The 24231-nt window shown below is 41.7% G+C and carries 18 protein-coding genes; 14 read left to right on the top strand and 4 right to left on the bottom strand.

The features are described 5' to 3' along the window. Positions 1-165: 165 nt before the first annotated feature. From HMPREF2837_RS08190 to HMPREF2837_RS08180, 3 genes are read right to left on the bottom strand one after another with little or no spacing between them, the layout of a single operon-like run. Positions 166-897 (bottom strand): ABC transporter permease, encoded by a 732-nt coding sequence (locus HMPREF2837_RS08190; RefSeq protein WP_049549023.1) that lies wholly within the window; start codon positions 895-897, stop codon positions 166-168. A 15-nt stretch (positions 898-912) separates the two neighbouring features. After that, positions 913-1608: an ABC transporter ATP-binding protein gene (locus HMPREF2837_RS08185; protein ID WP_049549024.1), complete on the bottom strand. Its 696-nt coding sequence runs from the start codon at positions 1606-1608 to the stop codon at positions 913-915. 3 nt (positions 1609-1611) lie between these two features. Further along, positions 1612-1977: a GntR family transcriptional regulator gene (locus tag HMPREF2837_RS08180; RefSeq protein WP_000119157.1), complete on the bottom strand. Its 366-nt coding sequence runs from the start codon at positions 1975-1977 to the stop codon at positions 1612-1614. A 139-nt stretch (positions 1978-2116) separates the two neighbouring features. Here HMPREF2837_RS08180 and nrdR point away from each other — a divergent pair, with 139 nt between their 5' ends. The 12 genes from nrdR (at position 2117) to glmS (ending at position 18084) form a co-directional block, all read left to right on the top strand. After that, the gene (gene nrdR, locus HMPREF2837_RS08175) at positions 2117-2590 is read left to right on the top strand and encodes a transcriptional regulator NrdR (RefSeq protein ID WP_049549025.1); all 474 of its coding nucleotides are present in this window, start codon (positions 2117-2119) and stop codon (positions 2588-2590) included. After that, positions 2591-3757, top strand: a complete 1167-nt coding sequence (locus HMPREF2837_RS08170; protein WP_049549026.1) for a DnaD domain protein — start codon at positions 2591-2593, stop codon at positions 3755-3757. Next, positions 3758-4654 (top strand): primosomal protein DnaI, encoded by an 897-nt coding sequence (gene dnaI, locus HMPREF2837_RS08165; protein ID WP_049549027.1) that lies wholly within the window; start codon positions 3758-3760, stop codon positions 4652-4654. After that, entirely contained in the window at positions 4651-5364 is a 714-nt protein-coding gene (locus tag HMPREF2837_RS08160; RefSeq protein ID WP_049549028.1) for an NADPH-dependent oxidoreductase, read from the top strand. Before dnaI ends, HMPREF2837_RS08160 begins: the two co-directional genes overlap by 4 nt. Positions 5365-5377: 13 nt before the next feature. Continuing rightward, entirely contained in the window at positions 5378-6688 is a 1311-nt protein-coding gene (gene der, locus HMPREF2837_RS08155) for a ribosome biogenesis GTPase Der (protein WP_049508964.1), read from the top strand. Between the two features lie 643 nt (positions 6689-7331). Continuing rightward, positions 7332-9845 carry a preprotein translocase subunit SecA gene (gene secA, locus HMPREF2837_RS08145; protein WP_049549030.1) on the top strand — a complete coding sequence of 838 codons (2514 nt, stop codon included), beginning with the start codon at positions 7332-7334 and terminating at the stop codon, positions 9843-9845. A gap of 81 nt (positions 9846-9926) precedes the next feature. Further along, positions 9927-10958, top strand: a complete 1032-nt coding sequence (locus HMPREF2837_RS08140; RefSeq protein WP_000232201.1) for a 3-deoxy-7-phosphoheptulonate synthase — start codon at positions 9927-9929, stop codon at positions 10956-10958. A gap of 1 nt (position 10959) precedes the next feature. Next, the gene (locus tag HMPREF2837_RS08135; protein WP_049503924.1) at positions 10960-11991 is read left to right on the top strand and encodes a 3-deoxy-7-phosphoheptulonate synthase; all 1032 of its coding nucleotides are present in this window, start codon (positions 10960-10962) and stop codon (positions 11989-11991) included. Between the two features lie 45 nt (positions 11992-12036). Beyond that, positions 12037-12399 carry a holo-ACP synthase gene (gene acpS, locus HMPREF2837_RS08130; RefSeq protein ID WP_049549037.1) on the top strand — a complete coding sequence of 121 codons (363 nt, stop codon included), beginning with the start codon at positions 12037-12039 and terminating at the stop codon, positions 12397-12399. Beyond that, positions 12389-13492, top strand: a complete 1104-nt coding sequence (alr, locus tag HMPREF2837_RS08125) for an alanine racemase (protein WP_049549031.1) — start codon at positions 12389-12391, stop codon at positions 13490-13492. The genes acpS and alr overlap by 11 nt, the downstream gene beginning before the upstream one ends. 24 nt (positions 13493-13516) lie before the next feature. Beyond that, entirely contained in the window at positions 13517-15532 is a 2016-nt protein-coding gene (recG, locus tag HMPREF2837_RS08120; protein ID WP_049549032.1) for an ATP-dependent DNA helicase RecG, read from the top strand. 743 nt (positions 15533-16275) lie between these two features. Next, positions 16276-18084: a glutamine--fructose-6-phosphate transaminase (isomerizing) gene (gene glmS / locus HMPREF2837_RS08115; protein ID WP_049549033.1), complete on the top strand. Its 1809-nt coding sequence runs from the start codon at positions 16276-16278 to the stop codon at positions 18082-18084. A 536-nt stretch (positions 18085-18620) separates the two neighbouring features. Here glmS and HMPREF2837_RS08110 read toward each other — a convergent pair. Continuing rightward, positions 18621-20105, bottom strand: coding sequence for a DUF1846 domain-containing protein (locus tag HMPREF2837_RS08110; protein ID WP_049549034.1), 1485 nt, complete (start codon positions 20103-20105; stop codon positions 18621-18623). 150 nt (positions 20106-20255) lie between these two features. Here HMPREF2837_RS08110 and HMPREF2837_RS08105 point away from each other — a divergent pair, with 150 nt between their 5' ends. Then, positions 20256-21866 carry a glycoside hydrolase family 13 protein gene (locus tag HMPREF2837_RS08105; RefSeq protein ID WP_049549035.1) on the top strand — a complete coding sequence of 537 codons (1611 nt, stop codon included), beginning with the start codon at positions 20256-20258 and terminating at the stop codon, positions 21864-21866. 315 nt (positions 21867-22181) lie between these two features. After that, positions 22182-24149: a peptide ABC transporter substrate-binding protein gene (locus tag HMPREF2837_RS08100; RefSeq protein WP_049549036.1), complete on the top strand. Its 1968-nt coding sequence runs from the start codon at positions 22182-22184 to the stop codon at positions 24147-24149. The last annotated feature ends 82 nt before the right edge of the window (positions 24150-24231 follow it).

Raw genomic sequence — 24231 nt, 5'->3', positions numbered from 1 at the left:
CTTTTGTCTTGTTCTTGTTTCAATTGACTATAGTTAATTGAAATAAGATATGAACAAAGAGGTTAGGAAAGTCAAATTAATTTTTAAAAATGTTTTAGAATCCATGACGTGCTACTCTAAGTTCAATCCACTATAAAATTAAGTTTTTGACCATCCTCTGAATGATTACTGAAGATTAACCTTATTCTTCAAGATATAGTAAGTACCGAGGTAGAATCCAGCAATTAGGATTAAATCCGTAAAGATTTCAAATGTAAGCATCATATTGAAATTAGTATCTATGCGAAGGTTTAGACCGACAAAACCGAGCACGATCTGGATAACAATGTAGGCTAAAACCGCGAGTGCTGTGCGGTATTCATTGAAAAGTTGTCCGATGGAGATTGCCAAGTAGATGCAGAGGATTCCTGAAATTGTGCCGAGGATGAATGAAATTAGATATAAGCCGATACTGTCTAGGTACTGTTGGAACAAGTCTTTGAAAGCAAGGAAATTAACAGAATTAGGCTCAATTATCACAAGAATGATATAAATGCTCAGAACCAAGACTGCTGAACTGATCAGAGACCAAATGAAGGCCCCCAAGAGTTTGGCCATGATAATCTGGTGTTCGGAAACTGGCAAGGTCAAAGTCAGATAACCTTGTCGATCATAGACACTACCCTTGAAGCGACGGATGATCAAAATCAAGGTTGAAATCCCAAGCGTAATCATCAAGCCACCAAACACGAGTGCTAGAAAAATAAGTAGAATAGGTTGACTTTCTTTGATAGGAATATCGTTGTAAGTCCTTGCTTGAATTCCGATAAGAGCAGAAAGTACCAGTACAGCACCATAGAGGGCTAAATACCATTTGTTAACATTTTTAAATTCATAACGAACTAAATTCCAAAACATAATAATCTCCTTTATCTAGGCTTTGAACTCATGACGGAAGAGTTGGTCGATAGACTCTCCAGACTCATAGCGAATATCATCAACATTTCCTTGACGGACGACTTTTCCATCCTTGAGGAAGACAATCTCATCCAAGATTGGCTCGATGTCTGAAATCAAGTGAGTTGAAATCAAGACAGTAGAAGTTGGAGAGTAGTTGTTAATGATGGTATTCAAGATATAGTCACGAGCTGCAGGGTCGACACCACCGATCGGTTCATCAAGCACGTATAGACGAGCATCACGACTCATGACAAGGATCAACTGAACCTTTTCTTTGTTCCCTTTTGAGAGTTTCTTGAAACGGCTATTTTCATCAATACCAAGGTCACGAAGAAGACCTTGAGCACGTTCCAGATTAAAATCTTGGTAGAAGGTCTTGAAATAAGTGAGAGCTTCCTTGACCTTCATCTGCTCGTTGAGGTAGGTCGTATCAGGAAGATAAGAAACAATTGCTTTAGTTGCTGGGCTTGGTTCCATGCCATTGATGAGGATACGCCCTTCCTCTGGCTGTAGTAAGCCGTTGATTAGTTTAATCAAGGTTGTCTTTCCAGAACCGTTTGGGCCAAGGAGGCCAACGATTTTTCCAGCTGGAATTTCAAGGGAAACATTTGTAAGAGCAGGGCTTGCTCCATAGGATTTTGACACATTTTCTAATGCTAACAAAGTCATAGTTTAAACTCCTTCAATATAATCTCTCAAAACAGTCGGTAGTTCTTCTTTTTCATAACCAAATTCTACCATGCCTGTTACAAACTGTTGCAGCTGTTCTTCTGACAGTTGCTTACGGGATTGGAGGATCAAGTCCAAATCCTCTGTGACAAAGCGTCCTGACGTCCGCTTGGTATAAACGAAGCCTTCTCTCTCCAAGTCCGATAGGGCGCGCTGGATGGTGTTGGGATTGACCCCTGCCTCGCTAGCTAATTCTCTAACGGTTGGAAGCTGTTGATTGGGCTCGAGTTTATGGGAAATAATCTGCAATTTGATTTTCTCCATAATCTGCAAATAAATGGGTTTATTGTTATCAAATGTCCAAGACATCACGATCTCCTTTCTAATTACCTTTGTATTAATTTAATAATACAACAAAACAAAAAACTTGTCAAGCCAAAAGGAGAATTATTTTGGGAATCTCTTAAAAAATGGTATAATGAAAAGAAAACGACAAGGAGGGAAAGGCATGCGTTGTCCAAAATGTGGCGCTACAAAATCAAGTGTGATCGATAGTCGCCAGGCTGAAGAAGGAAATACAATCAGAAGAAGACGTGAGTGTGAAGAGTGTCAGCATCGTTTTACAACCTATGAACGTGTAGAAGAGAGAACGCTAGTTGTAGTCAAAAAAGATGGTACACGGGAACAATTTTCAAGAGATAAAATCTTTAACGGGATTATTCGTTCAGCCCAGAAACGTCCAGTGTCTAGTGATGAGATTGGCATGGTGGTCAATCGCATCGAACAAAAACTCCGTAGTCGCAATGAAAATGAAATTCAGAGTGAGGATATTGGTTCCTTGGTTATGGAAGAGTTGGCAGAGCTCGATGAGATTACTTATGTACGTTTTGCCAGTGTTTACCGTAGCTTTAAGGATGTGAGTGAGCTTGAAAGCCTCCTCCAGCAGATCACACAATCCTCTAAAAAGAAAAAGGAAAAATAAATGAAGCCAAATGACCGTTTTTCTTTTGTAAAGAATAATCGGGTGTCGCAAGATACCTCATCAATGGTGCAGTGCTACCTCCCGATTATCGGTCAGGAGGCGCTGAGCCTCTATCTTTATGCTGTGACTTTTTGGGATGGTGGCCAAAAGGAGCACCTCTTTGCAGCTATGCTTAACCATCTGAATTTTGGGATGGATAGTCTTTTAAAGGCTTTTAAAACTCTAACAGCCATGAAATTGGTGACCCTCTATCAGCAGGGAGAGGCCTATAACTTGTTACTCCATTCTCCCTTATCAACTCAAGAATTTTTACAACATACAGTTTATCGGACCTTGTTAGAAAAAATGATTGGAGATAGTGCGGTTGCAGTCATGAGACAGGAACGTGTTGAAGGGGAACCTATCTCGGTGGCCTTGAGTCAAATCTTCCCTCAGTTATCCGAGTCTGCGAGTCAAGAAACCTCTAGCAGCCAGCCTGCAGCAGATGATTTTGATTTGGAGCATTTCCGTCAGCTCATGGCCCGTGATGGTCTTCGTTTTCAAGATGAGACTTCGGATGTTTTGACCTTGTTTGCAATAGCTGACGAGCAGAAGTGGACCTGGTTTGAGACTTATCAAGTAGCCAAAGCGACAGCAGTGTCGCAAGTGATTTCTGTCAAACGCATCCGTGAAAAGATAGCGCAAAAGCCTGTGACTTCTGACTTTAGTCCCAAGGAAGCAACCATTATCCGAGAGGCTAAGAGAAAGACAGCCTTGCAATTCCTTGCTGAGATTAAGCAGACCCGCAAGGGAAGTATTACCCAGACTGAACGGGACCTGCTCCAGCAGATGGCAGCCTTGGGTTTGCTGGATGAAGTGATCAATGTTATCTTGCTCCTGACCTTTAATAAGGTTGATTCGGCCAATATCAATGAAAAATACGCCATGAAGGTGGCTAATGACTACGCCTATCAAAATATCCGTAGTGCCGAGGAGGCAGTTCTCCGTATTCGTGAACGTGGCCAAAAAGCAAAAACGCAAAAGCAGAATCAGACTGCCCCAGCAAAAACCAATGTGCCTAAATGGAGCAATCCTGAATATAAGAATGAAACGAGCGAAGAAACTCGCTTAGAACTAGAACGTAAGAAAAAAGAAATGTTAGCTCGATTAGAAAAAGGAGGAGACTAGATGGAAAGTGTCGGAGACGTACTCAAGCGTCAACCAAGCCGATTTCAGTATCAGGATTTAGTCCAGCAAATTGTGAAGGACCCTGATGTTGCAGCCTTTATCCAGAAAGAATCTCTCAGTCAGGAGGAGTTAAACCGTAGTATTTCCAAGTTTAACCAATACATCACTGAGAGAGATAAGTTCCTCCGAGGAGATACAGACTATATCGCGCGTGGCTACAAGCCTATCCTAGTCATGAATCATGGCTATGCAGATGTTTCCTATGAAGAGACTCCGGAACTAATCGCAGCAGAAAAAGAAGCGGCAATTAAAAACCGTCTCAAGCTAATCAATCTTCCAGCTAGTCTTAAAAAAGCTAGCCTAGCTCAAGTTGATTTAGATGATTTGGGGCGCTTGCCAGTTTTTGAAAAGCTCCTAGCCTTTGTGGAGCAATATCCAGCTATTCGAAAAGGTCTGTACTTATATGGAGACTTTGGTGTGGGTAAAAGTTTCATGGTGGCTGCCCTTGCTCATGATTTGTCAGAAAAACGTGGTGTTTCATCAACGCTCCTCCACTATCCGAGCTTTGTCATCGATGTCAAAAATGCTATCGGTGATGGCAATGTCAAGACCTTGGTGGATGAGATTAAGCTTGCTGAAGTCTTGATTTTGGATGATATTGGTGCCGAGCAATCAACAGCTTGGGTGCGTGACGAGATCCTGCAGGTTATTCTCCAATATCGTATGCAGGAAGATTTGCCAACCTTTTTCACCTCCAACTTCAACTTTGAAGATTTGGAGAAGCATTTCGCTAAAGGGAAAAACGGAAATGACGAAACTTGGGAAGCTAGACGCGTCATGGAACGCATTCGTTATTTAGCAGAGGAAACACGACTTGAAGGAGAAAACCGCCGATGACAGAAACAATCACCTTAATGAAATCTCATACCTCGGTGCGCAGATTTAAGGAGCAAGAGATTCCCCAAGCAGACTTGAATGAGATCTTGACAGCTGCCCAAATGGCTTCTTCTTGGAAAAATTTCCAATCCTACTCTGTCATTCTTGTCAGAAGTCAAGAAAAGAAGGACGCCTTATTTGAGCTAGTTCCTCAGGAAGCGATTCGCCAGTCTGCAGCATTTTTACTTTTTGTTGGTGATCTAAACCGTGCAGAAAAAGGGGCTCGTCTCCATACGGATGTTTTCCAACCTCAAGGGGTGGAAGGACTCCTCATCACTTCAGTAGATGCAGCTCTAGCTGGACAAAATGCCTTGCTTGCGGCAGAAAGCCTAGGCTATGGCGGAGTGATTATCGGTTTGGTGCGTTACAAGTCTGTTGAGTTAGCAGAATTGTTCAAGCTTCCTGACTATACCTATCCAGTCTTTGGGATTGCACTCGGTGTGCCAAATCAACAGCATGCTGTAAAACCAAGACTGCCACTAGAGAATGTTGTCTTTGAGGAAGAATACCAAGAACAGTTAACTGAGGCAATTGAAGCCTATGACCGTGTACAGACTGAATATGCAGGTGCGCGTGCGACTACCACTTGGAGTCAACGTTTGGCAGAGCAATTTGGCAATCCAGAACCAAGCTCGACTCGAGAAAATCTTGAGCAGAAGAAGTTATTGTAGAAAGTGAGAAAACATGGCCTTACCAACTGTTGCCATTGTGGGACGTCCCAATGTTGGGAAATCAACCCTATTTAACCGTATCGCGGGAGAACGCATCTCAATCGTAGAAGATATTGAAGGTGTAACGCGAGATCGTATCTACGCCACAGGTGAGTGGCTCAATCGTTCTTTTAGTATGATTGATACTGGGGGTATCGATGATGTCGATGCGCCTTTCATGGAACAAATCAAGCACCAGGCAGAAATTGCCATGGAAGAAGCAGATGTTATCGTCTTTGTCGTGTCTGGTAAAGAAGGAATTACAGATGCGGACGAATACGTTGCCCGTAAACTTTATAAAACTCATAAACCAGTCATCTTAGCCGTTAACAAGGTTGACAATCCAGAGATGCGAAATGATATCTATGATTTCTATGCTCTTGGATTGGGCGAACCTCTACCGATCTCATCTGTTCACGGTATCGGGACCGGGGATGTGCTAGATGCTATCGTAGAAAATCTTCCTCATGAAGTTGAAGAAGAAAATCCAGATGTTATTAAATTCAGCTTGATTGGTCGTCCAAATGTTGGAAAATCTAGCTTGATTAATGCCATTTTGGGAGAAGACCGCGTCATTGCCAGTCCTGTCGCTGGTACAACTCGTGACGCCATTGATACCCACTTTACAGATGCTGACGGCCAAGAGTTTACCATGATTGATACGGCTGGTATGCGTAAGTCAGGTAAAGTCTATGAAAATACTGAGAAATACTCGGTTATGCGTGCTATGCGTGCTATTGACCGTTCAGATGTAGTTCTGATGGTCCTCAATGCCGAGGAAGGTATTCGTGAGTATGACAAGCGTATCGCTGGATTTGCCCACGAAGCTGGTAAAGGGATGATTATCGTGGTCAATAAGTGGGATACTCTTGAAAAAGATAACCACACCATGAAAAACTGGGAAGAGGATATCCGTGAGCAGTTCCAATACCTGCCTTACGCACCGATTATCTTTGTATCAGCTTTGACCAAGCAACGTCTCCACAAGTTGCCTGAGATGATTAAGCAAATCAGTGAAAGTCAAAATACCCGTATTCCATCAGCTGTCTTGAACGATGTGATTATGGATGCTATCGCCATCAATCCAACACCGACCGACAAAGGGAAACGCCTCAAGATTTTCTATGCGACTCAAGTAGCAACCAAACCACCAACCTTTGTCATCTTTGTCAACGAAGAAGAGCTTATGCACTTCTCTTACTTGCGTTTCTTGGAAAATCAAATTCGCAAGGCCTTTGTCTTTGAGGGAACACCAATTCACCTAATCGCAAGAAAACGAAAATAAAAAAGCAGAATCTGGAAAGATATTTCCAGATTTTTTTGCTATAATAAAATAAGGAAAGCGTTGGAGAGGTAAGGAGATGGAAAAACTATTAAAATTCTTGATTTTGGCACCCTACTTTTACTTTTTTCGTTGGCAAGGGAAGGTACAGCCAGGAAGTAAGTACTTTTCTGTCTTTTACTATTTTTATTGGTTTTATATGCCTCTAGCAGCCTTGTTTAGTCTAGTTTTCACTCTTTTTTCGCTAGTCTTATTTAACTTTATTTTACAAGAACCAAGGGATCTTGCTAGATGGGTGATATGGCTACTTTTAGTCTTTTTATCCTTAGTCAATGACTGGAAAATCTATGCTTGTCTAAAATTTATGAATAAGCTACGATTGGAAAAGAAGAAATCCAGTCTTCCTTGAAAGAAATAGGCAAGCTTTTATCTGATAGAAAATGATGGAAATTTTTTCATGGATAAACTAGCTAGAAACATTAATGAAGAAAACTAGCCTCGGAATAGGAATTTTAAGGGAACTAATCACCTTGATTAGCCCTTTTTTGCTCTAAGGGAAAATGGAATATTTCTTGAAAAAATTGGGCAAATATGCTACAATAAAAAGAACATTCTAAAATATTCAGAATTTAAAGTAAGGAAAAAAATGGCAAATTTATTAAAATCAATCATCGAAAATGATAAAGGAGAGATTCGTCGTCTGGAGAAGATGGCTGATAAAGTCCTCAAATATGAAGATGAAATGGCTGCGTTAACAGACGAGCAATTGAAAGCAAAAACAGAAGAATTCAAACAACGCTACCAAAATGGTGAGACTCTTGACCAACTTTTGTATGAGGCGTTTGCTGTTGTACGCGAGGGAGCTAAGCGTGTTCTTGGTCTTTTCCCGTATAAGGTTCAGGTTATGGGGGGGATCGTTCTTCACCATGGTGACGTTCCTGAGATGCGTACTGGTGAGGGGAAAACCTTGACAGCGACGATGCCTGTATACCTCAATGCTCTTTCAGGTAAAGGGGTTCACGTAGTTACGGTCAATGAATACCTTTCTGAACGTGATGCGACTGAGATGGGTGAGTTGTACTCATGGCTTGGCTTATCAGTAGGGATCAACTTGGCGGCCAAATCTCCAATGGAGAAAAAAGAAGCCTATGAGTGTGATATCACTTACTCAACCAACTCAGAAATCGGATTTGACTACCTCCGTGATAACATGGTTGTCCGTGCGGAGAATATGGTTCAACGTCCACTCAACTACGCCTTGGTCGATGAGGTCGACTCAATCTTGATTGACGAAGCTCGTACTCCTTTGATTGTTTCAGGGGCCAATGCAGTTGAAACAAGTCAACTCTACCATATGGCAGACCATTTTGTGAAGTCTTTGGATAAGGATGACTATATCATTGATATTCAGTCTAAGACTATTGGTCTATCAGATTCAGGTATTGACAAGGCCGAAAGCTACTTTAATCTAAGCAACCTCTACGATATTGAAAATGTTGCTCTGACTCACTTTATCGATAATGCCCTTCGTGCCAACTACATCATGCTTCTTGATATTGACTATGTGGTCAGCGAAGAGCAAGAAATCTTGATTGTCGACCAATTTACTGGTCGTACCATGGAAGGTCGTCGTTATTCTGATGGTTTGCACCAAGCGATTGAAGCTAAAGAAGGTGTGCCAATCCAAGATGAAACCAAGACTTCAGCTTCTATCACCTACCAAAACCTCTTCCGTATGTACAAGAAATTGTCAGGTATGACGGGTACAGGTAAGACTGAGGAAGAAGAATTCCGTGAAATCTACAACATTCGTGTTATTCCTATCCCAACAAACCGTCCGGTTCAACGTATCGACCACTCAGACCTACTCTATGCAAGTATCGATGCTAAGTTTAAGGCTGTTGTCGAAGATGTAAAAGCTCGCTACCAAAAAGGTCAACCTGTCTTGGTTGGTACGGTTGCAGTTGAAACCAGTGACTACATTTCTAAAAAATTGGTAGCTGCAGGCGTTCCTCACGAAGTATTGAATGCCAAGAATCACTACAAAGAAGCTCAAATTATCATGAACGCTGGTCAGCGTGGTGCCGTTACCATCGCAACTAACATGGCCGGTCGTGGTACCGACATCAAACTTGGTGAAGGTGTTCGTGAACTTGGAGGACTTTGTGTCATTGGTACAGAACGCCATGAAAGCCGTCGTATTGATAACCAGCTTCGCGGACGTTCAGGTCGTCAAGGGGATCCAGGTGAATCTCAATTCTACCTTTCTCTTGAAGATGATTTGATGAAACGCTTTGGTTCAGAACGCTTGAAAGGTGTCTTTGAACGCCTCAATATGTCTGACGAAGCTATTGAATCTCGCATGTTGACCCGTCAAGTAGAAGCAGCTCAAAAACGTGTTGAGGGAAACAACTACGATACTCGTAAACAAGTCCTTCAGTACGATGACGTCATGCGTGAACAACGTGAGATTATCTACTCACAACGCTACGATGTTATCACTGCTGATCGTGACCTTGCTCCTGAGATTCATGCCATGATTAAACGCACTATTAATCGTGTTGTCGATAACCATGCTCGTGCTAAACAAGATGAAAAATTAGAAGCAATCCTCAACTTTGCTAGATTCAACCTCTTGCCAGAAGATTCTATTTCTCTTGATGACTTGTCAGGCTTGTCAGATAAAGAAATCAAGGAAGAACTCTTCCAACGTGCTTTGGTTGTTTACAATAACCAAGTGTCTAAGTTGAGAGATGAAGAAGCCGTTAAGGAATTCCAGAAGGTATTGATCCTACGTGTGGTTGACAATAAATGGACTGACCATATCGATGCCCTTGACCAGTTGCGTAATGCTGTTGGTCTCCGTGGTTATGCTCAGAACAACCCAGTCGTAGAGTATCAAGCAGAAGGTTTCCGTATGTTTAATGATATGATTGGTTCTATTGAGTTTGATGTTACTCGTTTGATGATGAAAGCTCAAATCCATGAACAAGAACGCCCACAGGCGGAGCGTCATATCAGCACGACAGCGACTCGAAATATTGTTGCCCAACAAGCTGACCTTCCTGCAGATTTGGATCTTAGCCAAGTTAAGCGTAATGACTTGTGTCCATGTGGTTCTGGTAAGAAATTTAAAAACTGTCACGGTAAACGACGTTAAGAATGACTAATTTTCAGGCGGATGCCTAGTGAAAAGTGAATTTTCACTTGGCGTCCGTTTGCTTTATAAGGAGGATGAATCATGGTATTTACAGCCAAAAGCCCTAAAATTAATATTGAAGAAGTTCGTAGTTTGTCTAAATTAGAAGGACAAGCACTTGCCAATAAACAACAACGCGATCAAGAACTTGAAGCGATTATTCGTGGTGAAGATCAACGCATTTTGTTGGTGATTGGTCCGTGTTCGTCTGACAATGAAGAAGCAGTTCTTGAGTATGCCAAGCGTTTGGCAAAATTGCAAGAAGAAGTCAAAGACCGTGTCTTTATGGTGATGCGCGTCTACACTGCTAAACCACGTACTAATGGTGATGGCTATAAGGGTTTGATTCACCAACCAAATGCCAAAGAAGCGCCGAGCCTTATCAATGGGATCAAGGCGGTTCGCCACTTGCATTATCGTGTTATTTCTGAAACAGGAATGACGACGGCAGATGAGATGTTGTACCCAGAGAACCTTCCTTTGGTAGATGATTTGATTTCTTATATGGCAGTTGGAGCTCGTTCAGTTGAAGATCAACAACACCGTTTTGTGGCTAGTGGAGCAGATTTTGCGACAGGTTTTAAAAATCCAACGTCTGGAAATCTCAATGTCATGTTCAACGGTATTTATGCGGCTCAAAACAAACAAAGTTTCCTTTTCCTAGGAAAAGAAGTCGAAACTACTGGAAATCCTCTATCGCATGCCATTCTCCGTGGTGCCCTTAACGAATACGGGAAAAATATTCCTAACTACTACTATGATAATTTGATGGATACCATTGCCCAGTATGAAAAGATGGGCCTTGAAAATCCCTTTATCATCATTGATACCAACCATGACAACTCAGGCAAGCAATATATGGATCAGATTCGCATCGTTCGTCAGACCTTGATTAACCGTGACTGGAATGAAAAGATTAAAAAATATGTTCGTGGTTTCATGATTGAGTCTTATCTAGAAGACGGTCGTCAAAATGAACCAGAGGTCTTTGGAAAATCTATCACCGATCCATGTCTAGGATGGGAAAATACTGAGGCTCTTGTTCGCGAAATTTACCAAAGACTAGGAGAATAATATGGCATTTATTGAAAAAGGTCAAGAAATCGATATTGAAGCGATTAAGGCGGAAACACAGTTATCTGCAAAAGCCTTGCAACATAAGGAAAGCCGTGACCAGGAACTAGCAGACATCCTTTCAGGAAAGGATGACCGAATCTTGTTGGTCATTGGACCTTGTTCGTCTGACAATGAAGAAGCAGTTCTTGAGTATGCTCGCCGTTTGGCAGACTTGCAGAAAAAAGTTGCAGATAAGATTTTCATGGTCATGCGTGTTTACACAGCCAAGCCACGCACCAATGGAGATGGCTACAAGGGTTTGGTTCATCAGCCAGATACTTCTAAAGCACCAAGTTTGATTAATGGTTTGCAGGCTGTACGTCAGCTTCATTATCGTGTTATTACAGAAACTGGATTGACTACAGCAGATGAAATGCTTTATCCATCCAATCTAGTTTTAGTTGACGACTTGGTGAGCTACCATGCCGTGGGTGCGCGTTCAGTAGAAGACCAAGAACACCGTTTTGTAGCTTCAGGGATTGATGCACCAGTGGGGATGAAAAATCCAACCTCAGGAAATCTATCTGTTATGTTTAATGCCATCTATGCTGCACAAAATAAGCAAACATTTCTTTACCATGGACAAGAAGTTGAGACTTCAGGTAATCCCCTGGCCCACGTTATCCTTCGTGGAGCTATGAATGAATATGGGAAGAATGAACCAAACTTCTACTATGAAACTCTCCTAGATGCTATCGGCCGTTACGAGTCTATGGGGCTTGAAAATCCCTTTATCATGATTGATACTAACCATGATAATTCAGGGAAGCAATATATGGAGCAAGTTCGCATTGTTCGTCAGGCTCTACTCAACCGTGACTGGAATGAAAAGATCAAGAAGACAGTTCGAGGTTTCATGATTGAATCTTACTTGGCAGATGGTCGCCAAAATCAACCAGAAATCTTTGGTTGTTCTATTACAGACCCATGTCTAGGATGGGAAAACACAGTAGCCTTGGTAGAAGAAATCTATACTACCTTAACAAAATAAGTGAAAAGGATGGAGTTGGGGGAACCTCAACTCTTTTTGACGAAAATGATAGTTGGACACGGAATCGATATCGAAGAATTAGCTTCCATACAAAATGCAGTTAAAAAAAGAGAAGGCTTTGCGCAGCGTGTTTTGACAGACAAGGAATTGAAGCGCTTTGCCAGTCTCAAAGGTCGTAGACAGATTGAGTATTTGGCTGGTCGTTGGTCAGCTAAAGAAGCTTTTTCAAAGGCTATGGGAACGGGTATTGGAAAGCTAGGTTTTCAGGACTTGGAAATTTTGAACAATGAGAAGGGAGCACCCTACTTCAGTAAATCCCCGTTTTCAGGAAAAGTGTGGTTATCGATTAGCCATACAGATCAGTTTGTGACAGCTAGTGTTATTTTGGAGGAAAATTATGAAAACTAGTCCACATAGACCAACTAAGGCCCTTATTCATCTAGAAGCAATTCGCTACAATATCCAACAAATGGGAGCGCACATTCTCAAAGATACCCTCAAATGGGCAGTTGTAAAAGCCAATGCCTATGGGCACGGAGCGGTTGCTGTTGCAACAGCTATCCAGGGTGACGTTGATGGTTTTTGCGTTTCTAATATCGATGAAGCCATCGAGCTTCGTCAGGCAGGAATTTCTAAGAAGATTCTTATTTTAGGAGTATCTGAGGTTGAATCTCTTTCATTGGCTAAGGACTTTGATATTACCTTGACAGTGGCTGGGTTGGAATGGATCCAGAAACTCATAGCCACAGAGTCAGACTTATCAGGTTTAACTGTTCACCTTAAAATTGACTCAGGCATGGGACGAATTGGTTTTAGAAGTGCAAGCGAGGCTGAAGAAGCGCAAACTTTACTCAAGGAGCATGGAGCAAATGTTGAGGGAATCTTTACACACTTTGCAACTGCTGATGAAGAGTCGGATAGCTATTTTAAGGAACAGTTAGAGTGTTTCAAGGAAATACTTGCTGGTTTTCAAGAAGTACCAGAGTTAGTTCATGCTAGTAACTCCGCAACGACTCTATGGCATGCGGAAACAATTCTCAATGCGGTTCGTATGGGAGATTCCATGTATGGCCTCAATCCAAGTGGACAAGTTTTGGAATTGCCTTATGCACTAAAACCAGCCTTAACTTTGGAGTCAGCTATTGTTCATGTTAAAACAGTCCCAGCTGGGGCTTGTATGGGTTACGGAGCAACTTATCAAGCAGATGGTGAGCAAGTCATTGCAACGGTACCGATAGGTTATGCAGATGGTTGGACACGAGATATGCAGAATTTCTCAGTTCTGGTGGATGGACAATTGTTCCCCATCGTAGGACGTGTATCCATGGACCAAATCACCATTCGTTTGCCTAAGCTTTATCCATTGGGGACCAAGGTAACCTTGATTGGCTCAAACGGGGACAAGGAGATTACTGCAACAGACGTAGCAGTTTACCGAGGAACCATAAATTATGAGGTGGTTTGTCTCCTCAGTGATCGAATTCCGAGAGAATATTATTAAAAAACAGAAGGAAAGGAGAGCAGCATGAATTTACACCAACCCTTGCATGTCTTGCCTGGTGTGGGACCTAAATCAGCAGAAAAATATGCCAAACTAGGAATTGAAAATCTGCAAGACCTCTTGCTCTACTTTCCTTTCCGTTATGAAGATTTTAAGACCAAGCAGGTGCTAGAACTAGAAGATGGTGAAAAGGCTGTCCTATCTGGTCAGGTGGTAACTCCAGCTAGTGTTCAGTATTATGGATTTAAGCGCAATCGTCTTCGCTTTAGCCTTAAACAGGGAGAAGTTGTGTTTGCGGTTAACTTCTTTAACCAACCCTACCTGGCTGACAAGATTGAACTAGGAGCAACCTTGGCTGTCTTTGGAAAGTGGGATCGTGCTAAAGCTAGTCTCACAGGCATGAAGGTTTTAGCCCAAGTGGAGGATGATCTCCAACCTGTCTATCGTCTCGCACAAGGAGTTAGTCAAGCAGGCCTTGTTAAAGTCATTAAAACCGCCTTTGACCAGGGTCTAGATCTCTTGATAGAGGAAAATATCCCTCAGTCCTTGCTCGATAAATACAAACTCATGTCTCGCTGTCAGGCTGTTCGTGCCATGCATTTTCCTAAGGATTTAGCAGAATACAAACAGGCCCTTCGTCGAATCAAGTTTGAGGAGCTCTTTTATTTCCAAATGCAGTTACAGACCCTCAAGTCTGAAAATAAGGTTGATGGAAGTGGTCTGGTCCTGAATTGGTCCCAGGAAAAACTAACTGCCGTTAAAGAGAAATTGCCTTTTGCCTTAACCCAAGCCCAAGAAAAAAGCCTACAAGAAATTCTAACAGATATGAAGTCGGACCATCACATGAATCGACTCTTACAAGGGGATGTTGGTAGTGGGAAGACAGTGGTTGCGGGTCTAGCGATGTACGCGGCTGTAACGGCTGGTTATCAGGCAGCTCTAATGGTTCCGACAGAGATCCTTGCAGAGCAACATTTTGAAAGTCTAGAAAGTCTCTTTCCTGATTTGAAACTAGCTCTCCTAACGGGTTCACTAAAAGCTGCAGAAAAACGCACGGTTTTGGAAACGATTGTTAAGGGCGAGGTTGATGTGATCGTCGGTACCCATGCCCTTATACAGGATGGGGTGGAATACGCTCGACTTGGTTTGATTATCATCGATGAGCAACACCGATTTGGTGTAGGACAAAGACGCATCCTACGTGAAAAAGGAGAAAATCCAGATGTCCTTATGATGACGGCGACTCCGATTCCACGAACCTTAGCCATCACAGCTTTTGGAGATATGGATGTTTCCATTATTGACCAGATGCCAGCAGGACGAAAACCAATCGTAACACGCTGGATCAAGCATGAACAACTTCCCCAGGTCTTGACTTGGTTAGAGAGTGAGATTCAGAAAGGCTCCCAAGCCTATGTCATTTCGCCCTTGATTGAAGAATCTGAAGCCCTGGATCTTAAAAATGCTATTGCTTTATCGGAAGAATTGACGGCTCATTTTGCAGAAAAAGCAAAAGTTGCTCTCTTACACGGTAAGATGAAGAGTGATGAAAAAGACCAAATTATGCAGGATTTCAAAGAGAGAAATACAGATATTCTGGTTTCGACAACGGTTATCGAGGTCGGGGTCAATGTTCCCAATGCGACGGTTATGATTATCATGGATGCTGACCGTTTCGGACTTAGTCAGCTTCATCAGCTTCGAGGTCGTGTAGGTCGTGGGAATAAGCAGTCCTATGCGGTTCTTGTAGCCAATCCCAAAACTGACTCTGGAAAGGATCGCATGCGCATCATGACGGAAACGACTAATGGATTTGTCCTTGCAGAAGAAGATTTGAAAATGCGTGGCTCTGGTGAGATTTTTGGAACCAGACAGTCAGGTCTACCAGAGTTTCAAGTGGCTGATATTATCGAGGACTTCCCAATACTTGAGGAAGCACGTAAGGTGGCTAGCTATATCAGCTCCCTTCCTAACTGGCAGGAGGACCCAGAGTGGCATATGATTGCCCTAAATCTAGAAAAGAAAGAACATTTAGATTAAGCTTTCTCTAAGAAAATCTTAAGTTTGCTTTTAGGGTTATTGCCTATACTAGGGTCATCAAAAAGAAACGAGGACTCTCACATGACGATGACAATTAAAGTAAATTATCAAAAAACGTTTCAACAGGAACAAACCCCTTCTCCTAAATACTAAGTAAAAGAGCGGTAACGCTCTTTTTGTATGAGATTCTCAGGTAAGGGATTTAGAAAAGTGCTTATGTTCATTTGATTTACTGAATGTATAAATTTCAACATCACTTCAAACAACACCTTAGTCTTAACAGGCAATCTAAAAGCAGTGCTTTGAGCAACCTGCGGCTAGCTTTCTAGTTTGCTCTTTCGTTTTCATTGAGTCAGAATTACTTTTAGTTTTTTCTAAGGAAAATATAAGCTATGTTTTAGGAAGAGCTTTTATACTGGGTTCATCAAAAAGAAACGAGGACTCTCACATGACAATGACGATTAAAGTAAATTATCAAAAAACCTTTCAAGAAGTAGTGGAAGCAGAAAAGGTTGCTACAAAATAGTAGTTATTAAGGGCGGTAGAGCTCTTTTTAAATACTTGCTTTAGGCGAAATATGATAGATTTTTAGTAGATAGAATCGGCAGAATCACGCTATACCAATTTTTATTCTTGACAAGTAAAAGAAACAAGTATATACTGTTTCTGCTGATTCTGCAAAGCGGGAATTAGACTATACCAATTTTAAGGGGAAAGCACAGCTAGCCTGTGTCGTATATACTATGTGTGGAATTGTTGGTGTTGTTGGAAACACAAATGCAACTGATATTTTGATTCAAGGGCTTGAAAAGCTCGAATACCGTGGTTATGATTCTGCGGGAATTTTTGTCCTAGGTGGTGCTGAAAACCATTTAGTGAAGGCTGTTGGTCGTATCGCAGAATTATCTGCTAAAACTGCTGGTGTTGAGGGAACAACTGGTATCGGACATACTCGTTGGGCGACTCACGGGAAACCAACAGAGGACAATGCTCACCCGCACCGCTCTGAGACAGGACGTTTTGTCTTGGTCCACAATGGTGTGATTGAAAACTATCTTGAAATCAAGGAAGAATACCTTGCAGGACACCACTTCAAGGGACAAACAGATACGGAAATCGCCGTTCACTTGATTGGAAAATTTGCGGAAGAAGCTGGCTTGTCAGTTCTTGAAGCCTTCAAAAAAGCCCTTCATATCATCCGTGGTTCTTATGCTTTTGCCTTGGTTGACTCACAAGATCCTGAAGTCATCTACGTAGCTAAAAATAAATCACCACTTTTGATTGGTCTTGGACAAGGCTATAACATGGTCTGCTCAGATGCTATGGCTATGATTCGTGAGACCAACCAATACATGGAAATTCATGACCAAGAGTTGGTAATCGTCAAGGCTGATAGTGTGGAAGTTCAAGACTATGATGGCAATAGTCGTGAGCGTGCTAGCTACACTGCTGAGCTTGATTTGTCAGATATCGGTAAGGGAACTTATCCTTACTATATGCTCAAGGAAATTGACGAGCAACCAACTGTTATGCGTAAACTCATCCAAGCCTACACAGATGAGGCTGGTCAAGTAGTGGTTGATCCTGCTATCATTAAGGCTGTTCAAGACGCAGACCGTATCTACATCCTGGCAGCTGGAACATCTTACCATGCAGGATTTGCTTCTAAGAAGATGTTGGAAGAATTGACTGATACACCAGTGGAACTGGGAATTTCATCTGAGTGGGGCTATGGTATGCCACTTCTCAGCAAGAAACCACTCTTCATCTTTATCAGTCAGTCTGGTGAAACAGCGGATAGCCGTCAGGTTTTGGTCAAGGCTAATGAAATGGGAATTCCAAGCTTGACCGTGACAAACGTGCCAGGTTCAACCCTTTCACGTGAAGCCAACCATACCATGCTCCTTCACGCAGGTCCTGAAATTGCCGTGGCATCAACCAAGGCCTATACAGCGCAAATCGCAGCTCTTGCCTTCCTTGCGAAGGCGGTCGGTGAAGCAAATGGTAATGCTAAAGCTCAAGCTTTTGACCTGGTTCACGAGTTGTCTATCGTGGCTCAGTCTATCGAATCAACTCTCTCAGAAAAAGAATTGATTGATAGCAAGGTTCGTGACCTTCTTGAAACAACACGCAACGCCTTTTATATCGGACGTGGCCAAGATTACTACGTAGCCATGGAAGCCAGTCTCAAGCTCAAAGAAATCTCTTACATCCAGTGTGAAGGTTTTGCAGCTGGTGAACTTAAGCATGGAACCATTGCTTTGATTGAAGAGGGGACACCTGTTTTGGCCCTCTTGTCAGACCCAGTTCTTGCCAACCACACTCGCGGAAATATCCAAGAAGTGGCAGCACGTGGCGCTAAGGTCCTTACTATTGCAGAAGAAAATGTTGCTAAAGATACCGATGATATTGTCCTTACGACCGTACACCCTTACCTCTCACCAATCTCAATGGTCGTACCAACACAATTGGTCGCTTACTTTGCAACCCTACACCGTGGACTTGATGTGGACAAGCCACGTAACCTTGCCAAGTCAGTAACGGTAGAATAAACCCAAAGTTTAAATCATAAGAAAAAGTGAACAAAATAGTTTTCTGAAAATCAGAATGCTGTCTTGTTCACTTTTTTTGTATACTTAATGAAAATTAATGACCAAACTAAGGTGTTTAGGTAGATATCTCACAGAATAGCTTTGAGGTTCTAGATAAGAGTGACGAAGTCAGTCTCATTACACCAATTTGATATTGTAGAGAAAACGGATCAAGACCTCAGTCAAGGTAGTTCAAGTCAAGATTGAAGAGGATTGATTCATACTCTTCGAAAATCAAATTCAAACCGCGTCATCGTCCCCTTGCCGTACTCAAGTACATCTTGCGGCTAGTTTCCTAGTTTGCTCTTTGATTTTCATTGAGTATCACTCCTTTTAAGAATTCATAAGAAATAAATCTAAACTTAAATGTTATCCCAGTTTCTATTAAAACTAGAATTCTTTTTGAAAGATATGCTTGTGAAAGACTGGAAAGCTATAAAAAAACTCTAAGAGCTGGACGATGAGGATCCAACTCTTAGAGGAGTGAGTGTCGTATTTTACTTGCGATACAAACGATCGTATTGGTAGTAAGGATCAAAGGTTACATTGATTCCTAGTTTGCGAAGAACATTTTTGTCTTCGTCTGTTAGGATAATCGTAGAGTGAGCTTCGCTTCCTTTGAGGTTTCCGAGTTCTTTCATGGCACGATCCGCATCAGGATTCTGCATAGCTGTGATTGCAAGTGCGATAAGGATTTCATTTGAGTGGAGTCGGGGATTGCGGCTACCCAAGTGATTGATTTTCAAACCTTGGATTGGTTTCACCACTTCTGGTTCAATTAATTTTGTTTCAGCATCAATGTTAGCGGACATCTTGATAGCATTGATCAATGCAGCCGCTGTTGGACCAAAGAGTTCTGAGTTCTTACCAGTAACGATTTCACCAGAAGGTAATTCAAGTGCTAGAGCGGGTCCACCAGTTTCTTCAGCTTTTTGACGTGCGGCAACAGCAACCTTTCTATCAGCTGGTGTGATACCTAGGTCATTCATGAGCAACTCAATTTTCTTAACGGCAGTTTCACCGACTTTTTCAGCCTTGAAATCAAGAACAGTTTGATAGTAGCGACGGATAATTTCCTGTTTAGATGCTTCAATGGCAGCGTCGTTATCAGTGATTGCAAAGCCAACCATGTTGACACCCATGTCAGTTGGAGATGCATAAGGAGACTCCCCCAAGATACGTTCCAGCATACGCTTAAGGACAGGGAAAATTTCAATGTCGCGGTTGTAGTTGACTGTGGTTTCTCCATAGGTTTGGAGATGGAATGGGTCAATCATGTTGACATCATCTAGGTCTGCTGTAGCAGCTTCATAAGCTAAGTTGACTGGATGATGAAGTGGGAGATTCCAAACTGGGAAGGTTTCAAATTTGGCATAACCAGACTTGATACCATTGATTTGGTCGTGGTACATGTTAGACATACAAGTTGCCAACTTACCTGAACCAGGCCCAGGAGCTGTCACGACAATCAAATTGCGACTAGTTTTGATATAGTCGTTTTTCCCCATACCTTCAGGAGAAATGATGTGATCCATATCTGTCGGATACCCCTTGATAGGGTAGTGAAGATAAGAGTCGATACCATTTTTCTCTAATTGATTACGGAAGGCATCTGCTGCCGGTTGTCCTGCATATTGAGTAATGACAACTGAACCAACAAAGATACCAAGTTCATTGAATTTATCGATCAAACGAAGCACTTCTTGGTCATAAGAAATGCCCAAGTCTCCACGAGCTTTTGAGTGCTCGATATTGCTAGCGTTAATAGCGATAACAACCTCAACTTGCTCCTTCAATTCTTGTAAGAGTTTGATTTTGTTATCTGGTTCATATCCAGGAAGGACACGAGCAGCGTGGAAATCTTCTAACATTTTGCCGCCAAACTCCAAGTAGAGTTTGCCGTCAAATTGGTTGATGCGCTCCAAGATATGGTCGCGTTGTAGATTTAAATATTGTTCAGAACTAAAAGCTTGTTTTTTCATTTTTTTACCTCTGACCTCTATTATATAAAAAAAAAGGAAGATAAGAAACAACGGAGGTTCGAAATAAGAAAAAAGATTGAAGCAAACGCTTGCATAAAATTAAGAAAAGGTCTATGATGGAATAAAGTGAATGTTAAAAGGGGAAAAAAGATGCAAGAAAAATGGTGGCACAATGCCGTTGTTTATCAGGTCTATCCAAAAAGTTTTAAGGATAGCAATGGAGATGGGATTGGTGATTTACCTGGGATTACCAGTAAGCTAGACTATCTAGCTAAGTTAGGGATCACAGCGATCTGGCTTTCTCCAGTCTATGATAGCCCCATGGATGACAATGGTTATGATATTGCCAATTATCAAGATATCGCGGCTATCTTTGGAACCATGGAAGATATGGATGAGCTGATTGCTGAAGCTCAAAAACGAGATATTCGAATCATTATGGATTTGGTTGTCAATCATACATCTGATGAGCATGCTTGGTTTATCGAAGCTTGTGAAAATCCTGATAGTCCTGAGCGAGACTACTATATCTGGCGTGATGAACCTAACGAATTGGAGTCAATTTTTAGTGGTTCTGCCTGGCAATATGACGAAAAGGCTGGTCAATATTACCTGCACTTTTTCAGTAAGAAACAACCAGACCTTAACTGGGAAAATGAAGAACTACGCCAAAAAATCTATGAAATGATGAATTTCTGGATTGATAAAGGGATCGGTGGATTTCGTATGGATGTTATTGACATGATTGGGAAAATTCCTGATCAGAAGATTGTCAACAATGGTCCTATGCTCCATCCCTATCTCAAGGAAATGAATCAGGCTACTTTCGGCGACAAAGAGCTCTTGACAGTAGGGGAGACATGGGGAGCGACACCAGAAATCGCAAAACTCTATTCAGATCCAAAAGGACAAGAACTGTCTATGGTCTTCCAGTTTGAACATATCTGTCTTCAGTATCAGGAAGGACAACCTAAGTGGCAGTACCAAAAAGAGCTAAATGTTGGGAAATTAAAAGAGATTTTCAACAAGTGGCAGACAGAATTAGGAGTTGAGGATGGCTGGAATTCCCTCTTCTGGAACAACCATGACCTCCCTCGAATCGTCTCTATCTGGGGAAATGACCGAGAATACCGCGAAAAATCTGCCAAAGCCTTTGCAATTTTGCTTCATCTCATGAGAGGAACACCCTATATTTATCAAGGCGAAGAAATCGGCATGACCAATTTCCCATTTGAAAAGCTAGATCAAGTAGAGGATATTGAATCCCTCAACTATGCGCGTGAGGCTCTTGAAAAAGGCGTTTCGATGGAAGAAATCATGGACAGTATTCGTGTCATTGGTCGCGACAATGCCCGTACTCCAATGCAATGGAATGAGAGCAAAAATGCTGGTTTCTCAGACGGACAACCTTGGTTGGCTGTTAATCCAAACTACGAAGCAATCAACGTTCAGGAAGCACTGGAAAACCCAGATTCTATTTTCTATACCTATCAAAAATTGGTAAAAATCCGTAAGGAAAATAGTTGGTTGGTGAGGGCTGATTTTGAACTCCTTGAAACAGCTGAAAAAGTATTTGCTTATATCCGTAAAGATGGGGACCGTCGTTTCCTAGTTGTGGCCAATTTGTCCAATCAGAATCAAGAGTTTGTAGTAGAAGAGTCACTTAAATCTATCTTGATTGAAAACACATCAGCAGAAGAAGTTTTGACTACACAGACCTTGGAACCATGGGATGCCTTCTGTATCGAATTAGCCAAATAACCCTAAAAGAGGCTGGGACAAAAGTCCTAGCCTCTCAATTGTCTTTGGATTACCGAGCAAGACGCAGTGGTTGAGTGGGCTATACTACGCTGATTTCATCAGCTTTTACAGCCCTACTCAACTGTGCGTAGGTGGGACGACGAAATCGAATTCTAACGAATTACCGATTTCTGTCCCACTCTTTTTTCTAAAATAAGTATAGAAATTTCTTTAATAAATATTTGTTTGAATTTTCTAAAAAATACCTTATAACCCCTTGCTTTTATATAAAAATAGGGTATAATGGTGAAAATAGTATTTTAAAGGAGAATACCGATGAAATCGAAAAAGTGGCTCGCAGTAGCAGGGATAACGATGAGCGCAGCTCTTCTTTTGGCGGCTTGTAGCAAGACTGAGAAAAAAGCTGACGCTCCGACAACATTTTCGTATGTATATGCTATTGATCCAACAACATTGGACTACAGCGTTACTAGCAAAAGCTCAACATCAGACGTCATTGCCAACTTGGTCGACGGACTCTTGGAAAATGACAAGTATGGGAATTTGATTCCATCTCTAGCTGAGGATTGGTCAGTTTCACAGGACGGTTTGACTTACACTTACAAGCTTCGTAAGGGTGTCAAATGGTATACTTCTGAAGGTGAAGAATATGCAGAAGTCAAGGCTCAAGACTTTGTGACTGGATTGAAACATGCGGCAGATGGCAAGTCGGATGGTCTAACTCTTATCCAAGATTCTATTAAAGGATTGGCAGAATATGTTAGCGGTGAGAGTAACGACTTCTCAACGGTAGGAATCAAGGCGGTCGACGATTATACTGTTCAATACACCTTGAACCAACCTGAAAGCTTTTGGAATTCTAAGGTGACAACAGCACCGATGCTTCCAGTTAATGAAGAATTCCTAAATTCTCAAGGTAAAGATTATGGAACACCAACACCGTCATCTATTCTCTACAACGGCCCATATATCTTGAAGAATCTAACTTCAAAATCAGTTATCGAGTACGAAAAGAATCCAAACTATTGGGATAAAGATAATGTTAAGATTGACCACATCAAGCTTACTTTCTATGATGGATCTGACCAAGAGTCATTGATTCGTAGCTTTGCATCAGGGTCATTCACAACAGCTCGTCTCTTCCCGACTTCTTCAAACTTTGAATCAACCAAGCAAGAATACGGAGATAAGATTGTCTATAGCCCGCAAGAAGCAACTAGCTATTACCTTACATTTAACGTAAACCGTCAATCTTACAACAAGACAGCTAAGACTGATGATGCTCAAAAAACATCAACAAAAGAAGCGCTTCTCAACAAGAACTTCCGTCAAGCCATCAATTTCGCGCTTGACCGTCATTCTTATGCGGCTCAGTTGAATGGTGAAGAAGGTGCAGACAAGATTATCCGTAATAGCCTTGTGCCTTTTGACTATGTCCAAGTAGGTGAAAAGACCTTTGGAGAATTGGCGCAAGAACAACTTGTCACCTATGGTGATCAATGGAAAGATGTTGCTTTGACAGACGGTAAAGATACTCTTTATAACCCAGACAAAGCAAAAGCTGCTTTTGAAACAGCCAAGTCAGAATTGCAAGCCAAGGGTGTAACCTTCCCAATTCACTTGGATATTCCAGTTGAACAAACAGATGTCATCGCTGTTCAACAAACAAACTCACTCAAACAATCTGTCGAAGCAGCGCTTGGAACTGAAAATGTTGTCATCGATGTGCTTCAAATGACAGATAATGAGAAAATGAGTATTACATCTCAAGCCAAGGTTCCTTCTCAAAAAGACTATGACTTGAATGGGACTGGTTGGGGACCAGACTATCAAGATCCAGCTACCTATCTAAATATCCTGGATGCTAAGAAGGGTTCTGCCCTTAAACACTTGGGTATCACAAAAGGTAAAGATCCAGAAGTCATGGCTCAAGTTGGACTTGATGAGTACAAGAAACTCTTGGATGATGCAGCATCAGAAACAACCGACCTTAACAAACGCTATGAAAAATATGCTAAAGCACAGGCTTGGGTATCTGATAGCTCACTCCTCATTCCTGTAGCGTCTTCAGGAGGTTCTCCTACAGTTAGTCGCACAGTGCCGTTTACAAAAGCCTACTCTCAAGTTGGTATCAAGGGTGATCCATTTGTATTCAAAGGCTTAGAGTTGCAAAATGATATTGTAACAGCTAAAGAATACGAAGAAGCTCTTAAGAAATGGCAAAAAGAGAAAATCGAAACAAATGCCAAATACCAAAAAGAACTAGCAAATCACGTTAAATAGTCTTTTGTAATGAATAAAGAAATCCTGTTTTGAAGCGGGATTTCTTTATTTTTTGGGCTCTTTGTCAACTGTAGTGGGTTGA

This window comes from Streptococcus sp. HMSC071D03 (genome assembly GCF_001812125.1).
GTDB classification, from domain to species: Bacteria; Bacillota; Bacilli; order Lactobacillales; family Streptococcaceae; genus Streptococcus; species Streptococcus pseudopneumoniae_N.
This window is presented reverse-complemented; position numbering and strand designations above follow the sequence as displayed.

Coding starts and splice junctions, on each gene's coding strand:
- secA (WP_049549030.1), top strand. CDS start 7,332: ATGGCAAATTTATTAAAATCAATCATCGAAAATGATAAAGGAGAGATT.
- alr (WP_049549031.1), top strand. CDS start 12,389: ATGAAAACTAGTCCACATAGACCAACTAAGGCCCTTATTCATCTAGAA.
- HMPREF2837_RS08105 (WP_049549035.1), top strand. CDS start 20,256: ATGCAAGAAAAATGGTGGCACAATGCCGTTGTTTATCAGGTCTATCCA.
- HMPREF2837_RS08180 (WP_000119157.1), bottom strand. CDS start 1,977: ATGTCTTGGACATTTGATAACAATAAACCCATTTATTTGCAGATTATG.
- HMPREF2837_RS08100 (WP_049549036.1), top strand. CDS start 22,182: ATGAAATCGAAAAAGTGGCTCGCAGTAGCAGGGATAACGATGAGCGCA.
- HMPREF2837_RS08110 (WP_049549034.1), bottom strand. CDS start 20,105: ATGAAAAAACAAGCTTTTAGTTCTGAACAATATTTAAATCTACAACGC.
- HMPREF2837_RS08170 (WP_049549026.1), top strand. CDS start 2,591: ATGAAGCCAAATGACCGTTTTTCTTTTGTAAAGAATAATCGGGTGTCG.
- nrdR (WP_049549025.1), top strand. CDS start 2,117: ATGCGTTGTCCAAAATGTGGCGCTACAAAATCAAGTGTGATCGATAGT.
- recG (WP_049549032.1), top strand. CDS start 13,517: ATGAATTTACACCAACCCTTGCATGTCTTGCCTGGTGTGGGACCTAAA.
- HMPREF2837_RS08135 (WP_049503924.1), top strand. CDS start 10,960: ATGGCATTTATTGAAAAAGGTCAAGAAATCGATATTGAAGCGATTAAG.
- HMPREF2837_RS08140 (WP_000232201.1), top strand. CDS start 9,927: ATGGTATTTACAGCCAAAAGCCCTAAAATTAATATTGAAGAAGTTCGT.
- HMPREF2837_RS08185 (WP_049549024.1), bottom strand. CDS start 1,608: ATGACTTTGTTAGCATTAGAAAATGTGTCAAAATCCTATGGAGCAAGC.
- glmS (WP_049549033.1), top strand. CDS start 16,276: ATGTGTGGAATTGTTGGTGTTGTTGGAAACACAAATGCAACTGATATT.
- HMPREF2837_RS08190 (WP_049549023.1), bottom strand. CDS start 897: ATGTTTTGGAATTTAGTTCGTTATGAATTTAAAAATGTTAACAAATGG.
- dnaI (WP_049549027.1), top strand. CDS start 3,758: ATGGAAAGTGTCGGAGACGTACTCAAGCGTCAACCAAGCCGATTTCAG.
- HMPREF2837_RS08160 (WP_049549028.1), top strand. CDS start 4,651: ATGACAGAAACAATCACCTTAATGAAATCTCATACCTCGGTGCGCAGA.
- der (WP_049508964.1), top strand. CDS start 5,378: ATGGCCTTACCAACTGTTGCCATTGTGGGACGTCCCAATGTTGGGAAA.
- acpS (WP_049549037.1), top strand. CDS start 12,037: ATGATAGTTGGACACGGAATCGATATCGAAGAATTAGCTTCCATACAA.